Source organism: Enterobacter sp. BRE11 (assembly GCF_031844285.1).
GTDB lineage: Bacteria > Pseudomonadota > Gammaproteobacteria > Enterobacterales > Enterobacteriaceae > Pantoea.
The window spans coordinates 233651-246676 of the sequence record NZ_JAUZUX010000001.1; the positions used below are offsets into that span (position 1 = coordinate 233651).

Annotated in this window: 11 protein-coding genes; 5 read left to right on the forward strand and 6 right to left on the reverse strand. The window is 59.2% G+C overall.

What is annotated here, in order from left to right:
* Window positions 1–207: 207 nt before the first annotated feature.
* Complete coding sequence (locus tag Q9R34_RS01150) at window positions 208–1302, reverse strand: ABC transporter substrate-binding protein (protein ID WP_485892060.1); 1095 nt, start codon at window positions 1300–1302, stop codon at window positions 208–210.
* Window positions 1303–1411: 109 nt separating this feature from the next.
* A complete protein-coding gene (locus Q9R34_RS01155; RefSeq protein WP_485892061.1) occupies window positions 1412–2707 on the reverse strand; it encodes an HAAAP family serine/threonine permease in 1296 nt (431 codons plus the stop codon).
* A 349-nt stretch (window positions 2708–3056) separates the two neighbouring features.
* On the opposite strand from Q9R34_RS01155, the gene Q9R34_RS01160 reads away from it, so the two are divergent.
* Entirely contained in the window at window positions 3057–4199 is a 1143-nt protein-coding gene (locus Q9R34_RS01160; protein WP_485892062.1) for an AI-2E family transporter, read from the forward strand.
* 132 nt (window positions 4200–4331) lie between these two features.
* Here the strand turns inward: Q9R34_RS01160 and Q9R34_RS01165 are convergent, their stop codons facing one another.
* Window positions 4332–4898, reverse strand: a complete 567-nt coding sequence (locus Q9R34_RS01165; protein WP_485892064.1) for a UPF0149 family protein — start codon at window positions 4896–4898, stop codon at window positions 4332–4334.
* Window positions 4899–5318: 420 nt separating this feature from the next.
* Here Q9R34_RS01165 and tcuC point away from each other — a divergent pair, with 420 nt between their 5' ends.
* Both tcuC and Q9R34_RS01175 read left to right on the forward strand, forming a co-directional pair.
* A complete protein-coding gene (gene tcuC, locus Q9R34_RS01170; RefSeq protein ID WP_485892065.1) occupies window positions 5319–6629 on the forward strand; it encodes a tricarballylate/proton symporter TcuC in 1311 nt (436 codons plus the stop codon).
* A gap of 10 nt (window positions 6630–6639) precedes the next feature.
* On the forward strand, window positions 6640–7416 hold the full coding sequence (locus Q9R34_RS01175) for a substrate-binding domain-containing protein (protein WP_434123907.1): 777 nt from the start codon (window positions 6640–6642) through the stop codon (window positions 7414–7416).
* Here Q9R34_RS01175 and Q9R34_RS01180 read toward each other — a convergent pair.
* The 3 genes from Q9R34_RS01180 to norV all read right to left on the reverse strand — a co-directional run bounded on the left by Q9R34_RS01180 (window position 7403) and on the right by norV (window position 10382).
* Window positions 7403–8320 carry a LysR substrate-binding domain-containing protein gene (locus tag Q9R34_RS01180; RefSeq protein WP_485892214.1) on the reverse strand — a complete coding sequence of 306 codons (918 nt, stop codon included), beginning with the start codon at window positions 8318–8320 and terminating at the stop codon, window positions 7403–7405. The genes Q9R34_RS01175 and Q9R34_RS01180 overlap by 14 nt on opposite strands.
* A 98-nt stretch (window positions 8321–8418) precedes the next feature.
* Window positions 8419–8688 (reverse strand): hypothetical protein, encoded by a 270-nt coding sequence (locus Q9R34_RS01185; RefSeq protein ID WP_485892066.1) that lies wholly within the window; start codon window positions 8686–8688, stop codon window positions 8419–8421.
* 278 nt (window positions 8689–8966) lie between these two features.
* Window positions 8967–10382 (reverse strand): anaerobic nitric oxide reductase flavorubredoxin, encoded by a 1416-nt coding sequence (norV, locus tag Q9R34_RS01190; RefSeq protein WP_485892067.1) that lies wholly within the window; start codon window positions 10380–10382, stop codon window positions 8967–8969.
* 335 nt (window positions 10383–10717) lie between these two features.
* Here norV and norR point away from each other — a divergent pair, with 335 nt between their 5' ends.
* On the forward strand, window positions 10718–12238 hold the full coding sequence (gene norR / locus Q9R34_RS01195) for a nitric oxide reductase transcriptional regulator NorR (protein ID WP_485892068.1): 1521 nt from the start codon (window positions 10718–10720) through the stop codon (window positions 12236–12238).
* A 161-nt stretch (window positions 12239–12399) separates the two neighbouring features.
* Window positions 12400–13023: a pyridoxamine 5'-phosphate oxidase family protein gene (locus Q9R34_RS01200; protein ID WP_434123911.1), complete on the forward strand. Its 624-nt coding sequence runs from the start codon at window positions 12400–12402 to the stop codon at window positions 13021–13023.
* Window positions 13024–13026 lie beyond the last annotated feature (3 nt).

Genomic DNA, 13026 nt, shown 5'->3' on the forward strand with positions numbered 1-13026 from the left:
TGCTGCACGGTTTATTGCGTCCGCGCGAAATAAACGCGCGCATTTCACCACGTTTTTTGATTTTGGCAATCTTTTTCAACTGGCGGCACAAAAGGTGCATGAAAATAGCGGAAACAAAAGTAAACGGCGGTATGTTTAAGCGTAGCGAAAGTTCGCGCGGCAGGAAGGTAAATTAACCGCGCGTTTTGTCAACGCGCGGTGGGCGGTTCAGGGCGCGCTTAAGGTGATCGGCGCGTCCGGCAGGTGGGTAAAGTGGGTCACGATATAGTGGAAGTCGGCCGTGGGATCGAGCTTTGCAAACGTCTGCGGATAGAGATCTTTCGCCAGAATCTCCATGCCGATGATGTTGTAAGGATGATTATAGAAGTGGTGATAAACCCCATAAACACGGCCATTCTTGACCGGGGCGATCTGCTTCAGGCCGGTGCGGTTCAGCAGGCCGCTAAAGGTGGCGGAAACCTCCTGCGGCGTCGTGTTATAGCCAAACGGCAGTACGCCAGAATTAGGACGCTTTGAGCCGCTCATAATATAAACGTCCGGCTTCATGGCGATAATCTTTTCCAGTGAAACGAAGCCAGCGTTGCCCGGCAGCAGCGCGGAGCCGATATTCTTACCGCCTACCGCCTCTACCAGTCCGCCCCAGCCGTTATGGCCGTGGGTGAAACAGCAGTTGTCGCTGTTGCCAGCGATCGGCTCGATAAACACCGTCGGCTTCTGCGGCACTGTTGCGATAGCCGCGTCGAGCTGCTGTAAACGCTGCTGATAAAAGGCGGTATAGTCGGCCGCCTCTTTCTCCCGGTTAAGCACCTTACCGAGCAGCGTCACGCTGCGCGCAGTGTTCTCTTTCGGGTGCAGCTCATAGTCGATAAACAGCACCGGAATGTTGAGCCCTTTTAGCGTATTCAGCACGCCTGACTGCTGCAGCGCCGATTTCGCGCGCAGCTGGGCGATCATCAGGTCCGGCTTCTGCGCCAGCACGCTTTCGAGATTAACCTGCCCCTGATCGTTGAAACCCATATCAACAATGCTGCTCGCCTGCGGCCAGCGCTGCTTCAGCAGATCCCAGGTCTGGGTATCCTGCTTTTTCGGCAGGTTATTCCAGGCCACCACGCGCCTGAAAGGATTGTCGCGGTCGAGCAGCGCCAGCGCCAGCACGTCGCGGCCATCCTGCAGGATCACATGCTGCGGCTCATGGTCGAGCCGAATGGCGTTGCCGTCGAGATCGGTGATCTGCAGCGGGTATGTGGTGGCGCCGCACGCCGCCGACGTCAGCAGCCCAGCCAGCAGAAGTCCCTTTTTCATCGTTCACTACCTCAGTAACTAATAACTATTCTCAACAAAGTTAGCATGGCGCGGGACGGGAAAGCTATACCGCCGCTAAAACGGCCCGCGGGTAGCGGGCGCTTTCTCGTTAGCTGAGCAGCGAGTAGAAGATGGCGGAGATCGCCACCAGCCCAACCAGCACCACGAACAGATTGCTGAGATGCCCGCTGTATTTGCGCATCGCGGGGACGTGGCGGATGGCATACATCGGCATCAGGAACAGGATTATCGCGATCACCGGCCCGCCGAGGGTTTCGATCATGTTGAGAATGCTCGGGTTCCAGCTCGCCACCAGCCAGGTGCTGAGCAGCATAAACAGCGCCGTTACCCGGTTCAGCTTCGCAGGCGCCAGGCTTTTGCCACGGCTGTGCAGCATTTTATTGACCAGACCGTTAAAGCCTTCGCGCGCGCCGAGATAGTGGCCGAGAAAAGATTTGGTAATGGCGACGATGGCGATCAGCGGGCCGAGCCAGGCGATCACCGGGACGTTAAAGTGATTAGCGAGATAGGAGAGAATCGAAATATTTTGCGCCTTTGCCGCGGCGAGATCCTGCGGCGACAGGCTGAGCACGCAGCTAAACACGAAAAACATCACCGTCGCCACCATCAGCAGATGGGAACAGGCGAGAATACGCGAGCATTTGCGCTCCGCGTCTTCGCCATACTCCGCGCGCTTCGCCACGGCAAACGAAGAGATGATCGGCGAATGGTTAAAAGAGAAGACCATCACCGGGATCGCCAGCCACAGCGTCATCGCGATGTTTTTGCCGCCGCCGCTGTGGTGCAGCGACAGGGTCTGCAGCGCTGCGCCGTGCCAGTGCGGGATAAGATAAACCGCCAGCAGCATCAGCACCGCGACAAAGGGGAAAACCAGAATGCTCATCGCTTTGACGATCATCTGCTCGCCGAAGCGCACCACCGTCATCAGGCCGATAATCAGGATCAGCGACAGCAGCACGCGCGGCGGCGACACCAGCCCTAACTGATGTTCGATAAAGCTCTCTACCGTATTGGTGATCGCCACGCTGTACATCAGCAGAATGGGGAAGATGGCGAAGAAGTAGAGCAGCGTAATGATTTTGCCCGCGCCGGTGCCAAAGTGCTCCTCCACCACGTCGGTAATATCTTCTCCCGCGTGTTTGCCGGAGAGCACAAAGCGGGTCAGCGCGCGGTGGGCGTAAAAAGTCAGAGGAAAGGCGAGGATCGCCATAATGATCAGCGGCAGCAGCCCGCCGACGCCCGCGTTGATCGGCAAAAAGAGTACCCCTGCGCCGATTGCGGTGCCGTAGAGCCCCAGCATCCAGGTGGTGTCGGTTTTGCGCCAGCCGCGTTCAGCGGGCGCCTCTGCGGCTGCGGTCAGCGCGCCGGTTTGCGTGGTTTTCATCTGCCTGTCCTGTCTTCATGACGTTAACGCCGTCGACGGTGAGTGGACATCGACGGCTACATTGCCGCCTCGCCCTGCTTTGCCGCTTTGCGGCGGCACGACGATGCGCGCAAAAAATCTCTCTCCACGGCGGGAGTAAACGATTGCGCAGGATTCTTACACACCTTGACGACCCGCTTCAACCACGATGCGCTAATCGTGCATGGCCAGGCTGATTATCCGTTAACGCGGCGATGCGGCCGCGTCGCCGCGCCCGATTTAAATTTTTAAACGAAACCACAGATTGGCATTACAAAGCGCGCCAGGCGTTCTATAGTTCACCCGCAACACTTAACCCTGAGGTTTATGCATGCGTGTTAAAGGACTCAATATCGGTTTCTTTATCGTCATTCTGGCGATAGTGACCGCTGCGTTTTTTGATGTACTGGCGCCCTACTTTTCCCCGATTCTCTGGGCCGCCATTCTGGCGGTGATCTTCGCCCCGCTAAAGATCTGGCTGCGGCATAAGATGGGCGATCGCAACGGCCTGGCGTCGCTGGTGACGCTGCTGATTATCTGTCTGATCGTCTTTACGCCGCTGGCGATTATCGCCTCTTCGCTGGTGGTGGAGGTCAACGCCGTCTATCTCAAGCTGCAGAGCAACTCGGCGCAGTTTCCGACGGTATTCGCCGATCTGCTGCATCACCTGCCCGACTGGCTGCGTAATTTTCTCTCTGAGCATCAGATGAATAACGCGGCGCAGATCCAGCAGAAGCTGTCGTCCTTCGCGCTGAAAGGCGGCCAGTATATGGCGGGCAGCGTGTTCCTGATCGGCAAAGGCACCTTCACCTTTACCGTCGGCTTCGGCGTGATGCTCTATCTGCTCTTCTTCCTGCTGAAGGACGGCTCCTATCTGGTGCATCTGATTCTGGAGGCGCTGCCGCTCTCAACCTACGTGAAGCATCACCTGTTTATGAAGTTCGCCGCCGTTTCGCGCGCCACGGTCAAAGGCACGGTCGTGGTCGGCATCGTGCAGGGGATTCTGGGCGGGCTGGCGTTCTGGTTTGTAGATATCGATGGCAGCCTGCTGTGGGGCGCGCTGATGGCGTTCCTGTCGCTGATCCCCGCCGTGGGCTCAGCGATTATCTGGGTGCCTGCGGCGATATTCTTCTTCGCAACCGGCGCGCTGTGGAAGGGGCTGTTCCTGGTCGGTTTCTTTGTGGTGGTCGTCGGACTGGTGGACAATATTTTGCGTCCGCTGCTGGTGGGCAAAGATACTAAAATGCCTGATTACCTGATCCTGATCGCCACCTTAGGCGGCATGGAGATTTACGGCATTAACGGCTTTGTGATTGGTCCGCTAATCGCCGCGCTGTTTATCGCCTGCTGGAACCTGCTGTCGGGCAAGGATAACCGCGATAACGTCGAAGAGATTGACGAAGAGTTTATTGAGGAGGGGAAAAAGCTGTCGGACGAGGCCGCTCTCGGGGGTGACGCGGGGAGTGGCGTGTAAACGGCATCCCTGCCGGCGCGGCCTGAGCAAAAAGGCACCGCATCCCTGAGGCGCAGCCGTTGCCGGGCCAGCGCCCCCTTTTACAGGCTTCAGCAGCCGTCTGGGTGGGACGCACTCAGGCGGCGCTGGCGCTTAGTGAACGGCGTCGGTTTTGCCACGCCAGTGGTTATAGAGCCGCAGCGCCGCTGGCTGAATAGCGTCGGTGCTCTGCAGATACGCGATCTCATCCATACCGTCGAGTTTCTCGACCTCATTGATGTCGCCATGCAGCGCAATCGCCTGCAGCGACGGCTGCAGCTCGGCAGGCAGCGCTGGCCACTCCGCCAGCGCCACGCCGGTCATATAGCCAAAACACCACTCTTCCACCACCAGCAGTTCACGGCCGTCCATTTCACGGTAGCCGAACAGCGGCTCAAACTGCTCCGGGTAGAGGCTGAGGCGCTCGGCAATATCATTCATCATCCGCGCCGCCAGGGTATTGAAGCGCTGCTCATCGGCAGGATCGTCCCAGTCAGGCGCGCTTTCGCCCCAGATAACCGGCTTCATCGCATCGAGCGCCAGCGGCGACGGGCTGGAGAGCGCCGCGGTGAAAAGACCGTCCAGCTCGCTGATATCAATCAAGCCATCTTCGCTGTCGTGCTCCATCAACACATCTTCCATCCACTCGATTTCGTCTGCGTTCAGTGGGCCTGTAGCCATGGTAATTCCTCTTGAGGGGTGTCGAAGGTGTGGGCGGCGCGCGCTGGCAGGCAGCCCGGTGGAAAGTCGGGTGAGAGAACTGCCTCTCAGCAGGAAATCTGTTTCGCTGCGGGTAGTGTGCCTGAGAGCAGGCACGAAGCCAACCAGAGAGACCGGCGGCAAGGGAATGTCGAACCGCGCCGATATGAAGCTGGTCACGAAATTGATAAGGCAAAAAAGAGCGGTCAGAGACGGCGAGCGGCGGCTTATGCGCGCTATCGCCAGTCGCTGCCGGAGGTCGTCTTCAGCGCGCCCTAAATTAATGCGCCGTACGCATTAATCGATACGCAAAATGCACTTATTAACGCCGCCTTCCTGTTCCAGTCTTGAGCCACAACAAAGTAATGAATCATTAACATTACGTAAACGCTGGAGCATTTAATGGAAACATCCTCTGCATCAATCAACACGGTTCGCGCCCGGGCAGGCGCAATCTTGCGCGTCACCTCGGGAAACTTTCTCGAGCAGTTCGACTTTTTCCTGTTCGGCTTTTACGCCACCTATATCGCCCACACCTTCTTTCCGGCGAGCAGCGAATTCGCCTCGCTGATGATGACCTTCGCCGTCTTCGGCGCTGGCTTCCTGATGCGTCCCATCGGCGCGGTGGTGCTGGGCGCCTGGATCGATAAAGTGGGCAGACGCAAGGGGCTTATCGTCACGCTCTCGATTATGGCGACGGGCACCTTCCTGATCGTGTTGATTCCTTCCTATGCGGCGATCGGCTACTGGGCGCCGCTGATTGTGCTGACGGGACGGCTGCTGCAGGGCTTTTCCGCCGGGGCAGAGCTGGGCGGCGTCTCGGTTTATCTCTCTGAAATCGCCACCCCGGGCAAAAAAGGCTTCTATACCAGCTGGCAATCCGGCAGCCAGCAGGTCGCGATTATGGTGGCGGCGGCGATGGGGTTCGCCCTCAATGCCCTGATGGAGGAGAGCGCGATTCGCGACTGGGGATGGCGCATTCCTTTTCTGTTCGGCTGCCTGATCGTGCCGTTTATCTTCTTTCTGCGTCGCAATCTGGAGGAGACGGCGGAATTCAGCGCGCGCCGTCAGCATCCTGAAATGCGCCAGGTCTTTAGCACGCTCCTCGGCAACTGGAAAACCGTGATGGCGGGCATGCTGATGGTGGCGATGACCACCACCGCCTTCTATCTGATCACCGTTTATGCGCCCACCTTCGGCAAAAAAGTGTTGATGCTCAGCGCATCGGACAGCCTGCTGGTGACCCTGCTGGTGGCGGTATCAAACTTCATCTGGCTGCCGATTGGCGGGGCGATCTCGGATCGCTACGGGCGTAAGCCGGTGCTGATCGCCATGGCGCTGATCGCCATCGCCACCGCCTACCCTGCCCTTAAATATCTGGCGGCCGATCCGAGCTTCTATTCGATGCTGGGCGTGCTGCTGTGGCTCTCGTTTATTTACGGGCTCTATAACGGCGCCATGATCCCGGCGTTAACGGAGATCATGCCGGCCTCGGTCCGGGTCGCGGGCTTCTCGCTGGCCTATAGTCTCGCCACCGCGCTGTTCGGCGGTTTTACGCCCGCCATCTCCACCGCGCTGATTGAAGTGACCGGCGACAAAGCCGCGCCAGGCCTATGGATGAGCTTCGCCGCCGCGTGCGCGCTGCTGGCAACCCTGTTCCTCTATAAACAAGAAACGGTCCATCATCACGCTGCTAAAAAAACGTTCGGTTAAGGAAAAACAGATGAAATCATGGTTACCCCGCCTGCTGCTTCTCGCGCCCCTCTGCCTCGTGAGCTGGGAGGCGTCGGCAAAAGAGATCACGGTAATGATTTCCGGCGGCTTCAAGGCCGCCTGGGAAAAGCTCAGCCCCGCCTTCGCCGCTGAAAAAGGCTATACCATCAAGACGGTGCCTGGGCCGTCGATGGGGCAGTCGCCGGAGGCGATCCCCAACCGGTTAGCCGCGGGCGAAAAAGCGGACGTTATTATTATGGTCGGCTATGCGCTGGATAAGCTCGATAAAGAGGGACGCCTGCTGCCCGGCACGCGCACCGAGCTCGCCGACTCAAAAATTGGCGCGGTAGTGAAACAAGGCAGCGCCGTGCCCGATATCACGACGGCGACGGCGCTCAGAGCGACCTTGCTGAAGGCGCACTCGGTCGCCTATTCAGACAGCGCCAGCGGAAAATATGTCGAGACGACGCTGTTCAACAAACTGGGCATCGCTGATCAGCTAAAACCTAAGGCGAAGATGGTTGAGAAAACGCCTGTGGCGCAAAGCGTCGCCAGCGGCCGCTACGAGATCGGCTTCCAGCAGGTCAGCGAACTGCTGCCGGTGGCCGGGGTGACCTTCATCGGCAAGCTACCGGAGGATATGCAGTATGTCACCCGCTTCGCCGGCGCGGTCTCCAGCCATTCAGCCCAGCCGGAAGAGGCGAAGGCTCTGCTGGCGTACCTCTCCTCTCCCGGGGTGCAGCAGCAAATTCAGGCAACCGGTCTCGATTCCGTTAGCGGACGTTAGCCTGCTCCTCAGACGCGTTTATCGCAATAATCATCGCCTCCAGCTCACCGGCAAGATGCGGCAGCTCTTGACCGGTGCGCTTCACGATGCCGACCGTGCGGCGCACCGTCGGCTCATGCAAAGGAATGGTGGCTAAAAACGGGTGGCCCGCTTTCGGCATCGCCATCCCCGGCACCGCGGCGATCCCCAGTCCGGCCTCCACCATGCCCAGCAGCGTCGTAACGTGACGCGTTTCGCAGACGCTCGGTTTTTCCGGCACGATGCCCGTCAGCGCCTGATCGAGCAGGTTGCGGTTGCCCGAGGTTTTATCCAGCCAGACATAGGGCCAGCTATAAAACTCCCGCCAGCCCAGACTCTTGCGGCCGGCGAGCGGATGGTCGCGTGGGCAGACGGCGACGTAGGCCTCATCCACCAGCGGCAGGAATCTGACATCCGGCTGCGGCGCGCCGGTAAAGCTCAGGCCGAAATCAGCCTGCCCGGCGATCACCGCGTCGTAGACGTCGCCAGCGCTGGAATCGATCAGCTTAATACGTACGCGCGGGTAGTGAAGCTGAAACTGCGCGATGACTTTAGGCATAAAATAGTAGGCGGCCGACGGCACGCAGGCGACGGTCACCAGGCCCGTTCGGTGCGGATTGACATCCCCGACGTCGGCGATGGCGCACTCTAAATCCTTCAGGATCTGCTGCGCGCGCGGCGCGAAACTGCGGCCCGCCATAGTCAGGCTAACGCGCCGCGTGGTTCTTTCGAACAGCCTGACGCCAAGCGACGTCTCCAGCTTATCGATGCGTCGGCTCAGCGCCGGTTGAGAAAGATGAATCGCCTCCGCGGCGGCTTTAAAGCTTCTGAATGTCACCAGAGCCTGAAAAGCGTAGAGATCGTTAAGGTCGACGTTTAACGTCATCGGCTTCATATCGCAGTGGGTTCCAGGTTGACGGCGGTAAGCGCCCTATTCTACAGGGATGCGCCGCCGTTGCGGGCATCTTTGCTACAGCGCCGGTTCTACCCCGTCACTTTCATTCCCTCAGCAGGCTCCCAGGCGTTCCACATCCGCCAGAAAACGTCGGCCACCACCTCTTTAAGGTTTTCCGGCTGAAACTGGACGCTGCTGCAGGCAGGTCCGAGCGCGGCCTCGATGCGCGCCTCGCACTCGCTGCGGCCGAGATGCAGCGCGAAGCGATCGCAGTGCTGGCTTAGCCAGATGATTCTGCCGCAGGTGCAGGATGAAGGGTTATGCAGGGTCACTGTCGTTGAGGTTTCTGTCATGTTCATATAAAGCCCATTAAGCGAATAGAGGCCGCGTTGCAGGCCGGTTATCTGCTGGCCTGGCGGCAATGGCTGCCTTGTCGGCAGCCGGTAACAGCGCGTGGCGCGCTCCTTCAACGGCTAAGCGGCGTCCGCCCTTTGATTTCCTTCAGCAGGCTGAACGCCATTTTCAGGCGATCTTCACTGGCGACAAACGCCCTGAAGAGGCCGTTCTGGTCATAGCCTTTGGCGACGAGGCCGGTCTGAAGCCGGGTCTGATAGCGAGGATATCGGCCGCCACAGGTTTAGCCCTCATAAGGAGCGAACACGGATTTGCCCAGCGCGCAGCCGGGGCATAAGAAACCGTCCGGCACCGCCTCCCACGGCGTGCCGGGCGCGACTGACTGACCGGGTTCGCCCTCTGCCGGGTCGTAAACCCACTGACACAGGGTACACATCATTTTGCGACCGGCAGCGATCGCTACGGCGGCGCTGTCGACGGCAGGCGCGGCCGTGGGGATCGGCGAGAGCGCCCAGGCGCGCGCGAGGCTGCGGCCATGTTCGCGACACGCTTCCAGCGCAGAGAGGTCGGGACGCCATTTGATTTTCAGGGCGATGCTCATATCGAAACCGGCATCCTGCAGACGGGTCGCCACGCGGTCGACGGCGCCGCCCGTCCAGCCATAAGAGCCGAACGCGGAGGCGCGTTTATTGCGGAACTTCAGCCCCGCAATCTCTTCCAGCATGCCCGCCACCTTCGGCATCATCACGTTGTTCATGGTGGAGGAGCCAACCAGAATGCCTTTGGAGCGGAAGCAGGAGGTGATGATCTCGTTTTTGTCGTGGGTCGAGACGTTGTAGACCTTCACCGCGACGCGCGGATCGGTTTCGCGAATGCCCTGGGCGATGGCGTCCGCCATCATGCGGGTATTATTCGACATGGCGTCATAAAAGATCGTGATGCGATCTTCCTGGTAATCGGCGGCCCACTTCTGGTAGCGCTCAACAATCTGCGCCGGGTTGTCGCGCCACACCACGCCGTGAGAGGTGGCGATCATGCTGAGCGGCAGATTGAAGCTGAGGATCTCAGCGATCTTCGCCGTTACCAGACGCGCAAAGGGAGTCAGGATATTGGAGAAGTAGCGCAGGCACTGGTCAAACAGCTCCTGCTGGTCAACCTCATCGTTGAACAGGTGCTCATCGCAGTAGTGCTGGCCGAAGGCGTCGTTGCTGAACAGCACCCCCTCTTCCGTCATATAGGTCATCATGCTGTCCGGCCAGTGCAGCATCGGCGTTTCCACAAAGATCAGCTTTTTGCCGTTGCCGATGTCGAGCGAGTCGCCGGTTTTCACCACCCTGAAGTTCCACTCGGGATGGTGGTGGTGACCGTTAATCGACTCCACGCCGTTGGCGGTGCAGTAGATCGGCGTGCCGGGGATCAGCGCCATCAACTCCCCCAGGGCGCCGGCGTGATCGTCCTCCGCATGGTTGATTACGATGGCGTCGATCTGTTGCAGATCGATCTCTTCGCTGAGATTTTTGACGAAATCGCTGCGAAACCTGAAATCCACGGTGTCGATTAATACACTCTTTTCTTCGCGGATCAGGTAGCTGTTGTAGCTGGTGCCGCGCTGCATCTTGTACTCTTTGCCGTGAAAATGCTCAACTTCCCAGTCCCGTTTACCAACCCAAAAAATAGTGTTTTTTACGTGAATATTCATCAGATGCCCAGTTAGCTTAAGGTGGATTTCCTTGCTCTTGTGCATCTGGCGTGCCAGCTTTTAACGTATTGATGTATATATTTATTACCTGGATGCATTGTTTAAAAGACATTAGATAAGCGTGTCTTATTCACATACCCTTGTTTTAAACACAATGTGGCAGAGACACAAAGCCCGCCGAAGCGGACTACCGACGTAACATTGCTTCGCATCCAGCAACCTGCACCGCGTGCGTAAAGCTTAAGCTGTTGATTCAGATCAAAAGTGCACAGCAGCATGGTATTTATAACAAGCCTTCTTGTTGTTCTCAGGACACTCCCTGTACAGGTCATCCTATGGCTCTTTCTGTCGATACCCTGGCGGCGCTGGCCGTGACTATTCAGAACGGCGTGGGCGAGCGCGACCGTTTTATGCAGATGGTGCAAGGCATCCACCAGGCGTTGAACTGCGATGCAACCGCCCTGCTACGCTATGAAAACCAGCAGTTCAGACCGCTGGCTACCGCCGGGCTGGCGCCTGACTTGATGGGCCGCCGCTTCACTCTTGATGCGCATCCGCGGCTGGAGGCGATCGCGCGCGCGGGCGACGTGGTGCGCTTTCCCGCAGATAACGATCTGCCCGATCCCTACGACGGCTTGATCCCTGAACAGGGCGAACTGCATGTGCACGCCTGCGTCGGCATGCCGCTGTTTGCGGGCCAGACGCTGATCGGCGCCCTTACCCTGGACGGTATGAACGCGCGGCAGTTCGATAATTACAGCGACGAGGAGCTGCGCGTGCTGGCCAGCCTGACCGCTGGCGCGCTGAACAACGCCCTGCTGGTGGAGCAGCTCGAGCAGCCCGCCTTTTCGTTTATCCCGCCGCACAGACGCCCGGAAGCGCGCGAGGAGATGCCGATCGTCGGCGAGTCTGCCCCGCTCACCCTTCTGAAAAAAGAGATCGCCGCGGTCGCCCCTTCTGACCTGAGCGTCCTGATTATGGGCGAGACCGGCACCGGCAAGGAGCTGGTCGCCCAGGCGGTGCATCGCCTCTCCCATCGCGCCACCCAGCCTCTGATCTACCTCAACTGCGCCGCGCTGCCGGAAACCGTGGCGGAAAGCGAGCTGTTCGGCCACGTCAAAGGCGCATTTACCGGTGCGATTCACGACAGGCCAGGCAAGTTCGAGCTGGCAGATAAGGGCACGCTGTTTCTGGATGAGATTGGCGAACTGCCGCTCTCGCTGCAGGCCAAACTGCTACGCGTGCTGCAGTACGGCGATCTGCAGCGCGTGGGCGAAGATAGCGCCCTGACTGTGGATGTACGCATTATCGCGGCAACCAACAGGGATATGCGCAAAGCGGTCACGGAGGGGACATTCCGCGCGGATCTGTATCACCGGCTCAGCGTCTTCCCGCTGTTCGTGCCGTCGCTGCAGGCGCGTCGCGACGATATCGTGCTGCTGGCCGGCTATTTCTGTGAAAAGTGCCGAATAAAGTTCGGCCTGAGCACGCTTGCCCTTAGCCCGGCCGCCCGCGCCCGGCTTGAAACGGCAAGCTGGCCGGGGAACGTGCGCGAGCTAGAGCATGCCATCTACCGCGCAGTGATTATTGCGCAGGCGGAGTCACGCAGCGGCGAAATCGTGTTGCTGCCGCAGCACTTCAGCCTTAAAGGCGAAACCCCGGCGGACGCCGCGCCGACTGCGCCGCTGACCTCGCAGCCGATGAGCAGTCTGGCGGAGGCGACGCGGCAGTTTCAATATGACTACATAAGCTATGTTTACGAAAGCTGCGGCAAAGTCTGGGCCAAAACCGCGCGACAGCTGGCGATCGATCCCGGCAACCTGCACCGCCTGGCCCGCAAGCTCGGCCTGAAATAAACCGGCGCGGCAGCCTCTGGCAACAGCGCCGCTTACGGCAGCGTGCGGGCCACATCGAGCCCCCTGGCTGCTGCTGGCGTAGCCCGACGGCCGGTGCGTTGCCCACTCTCCTGCTGTATAAAAGAGTAAGGCGCATTCCTGCATACTGAGGCGGTGACGTAATGACAGATGAAAAGAGAGGCATTACCAGCGAAGCGGAGCTGGAACAGATCTACGGCGCGGTCGCCAGACCCTCGCTGACCAAGGAGATCGACTATATCCATTCCGCCTATCGCCCTTTTATCGAGGCGGCCCCCTTTGTGGCGCTGGCAACCTCAGGGCCGGGCGGGCTGGACGTCTCGCCGCGCGGCGATCCGGCTGGCTTTGTCGTTATTGAAGATGCGAAGACGCTTTTGCTGCCTGACCGACGCGGCAATAACCGTATCGATAGCCTGCGCAATATTCTGCACGATAACCGCGTGGCGCTGCTTTTTCTCATCCCCGGCATCGGCGAAACGCTGCGGGTGAACGGCACCGCAGAAATCTGCAGCGATCCCGATCTCCTTACCCGCTTCGCCGTCAACAACCAGCCGCCGAAAACGGTGCTGCGCATCAGGGTGGAGAGCCTCTTTTTTCAGTGCAGCCGGGCGATTATCCGCTCAAAGCTCTGGGATCCCGCCGCGCAGATCGCGCGTGACAGGCTGCCCAGTCCGGGAGCGATCCTGCATCAGCTTTCGCAGGCGGAAATAGACGGCGAGGCCTATGACCAGGCGCTGCCGGAGCGCTTAAAGAACACCCTTTACTGAGCC

What these genes read in the sequence shown, in the direction of transcription:
- Q9R34_RS01150 (WP_485892060.1), bottom strand. Translation starts at nt 1,302, where the DNA reads ATGAAAAAGGGACTTCTGCTGGCTGGGCTGCTGACGTCGGCGGCGTGC.
- Q9R34_RS01155 (WP_485892061.1), bottom strand. Translation starts at nt 2,707, where the DNA reads ATGAAAACCACGCAAACCGGCGCGCTGACCGCAGCCGCAGAGGCGCCC.
- Q9R34_RS01160 (WP_485892062.1), top strand. Translation starts at nt 3,057, where the DNA reads ATGCGTGTTAAAGGACTCAATATCGGTTTCTTTATCGTCATTCTGGCG.
- Q9R34_RS01165 (WP_485892064.1), bottom strand. Translation starts at nt 4,898, where the DNA reads ATGGCTACAGGCCCACTGAACGCAGACGAAATCGAGTGGATGGAAGAT.
- tcuC (WP_485892065.1), top strand. Translation starts at nt 5,319, where the DNA reads ATGGAAACATCCTCTGCATCAATCAACACGGTTCGCGCCCGGGCAGGC.
- Q9R34_RS01175 (WP_434123907.1), top strand. Translation starts at nt 6,640, where the DNA reads ATGAAATCATGGTTACCCCGCCTGCTGCTTCTCGCGCCCCTCTGCCTC.
- Q9R34_RS01180 (WP_485892214.1), bottom strand. Translation starts at nt 8,320, where the DNA reads ATGACGTTAAACGTCGACCTTAACGATCTCTACGCTTTTCAGGCTCTG.
- Q9R34_RS01185 (WP_485892066.1), bottom strand. Translation starts at nt 8,688, where the DNA reads ATGAACATGACAGAAACCTCAACGACAGTGACCCTGCATAACCCTTCA.
- norV (WP_485892067.1), bottom strand. Translation starts at nt 10,382, where the DNA reads ATGAATATTCACGTAAAAAACACTATTTTTTGGGTTGGTAAACGGGAC.
- norR (WP_485892068.1), top strand. Translation starts at nt 10,718, where the DNA reads ATGGCTCTTTCTGTCGATACCCTGGCGGCGCTGGCCGTGACTATTCAG.
- Q9R34_RS01200 (WP_434123911.1), top strand. Translation starts at nt 12,400, where the DNA reads ATGACAGATGAAAAGAGAGGCATTACCAGCGAAGCGGAGCTGGAACAG.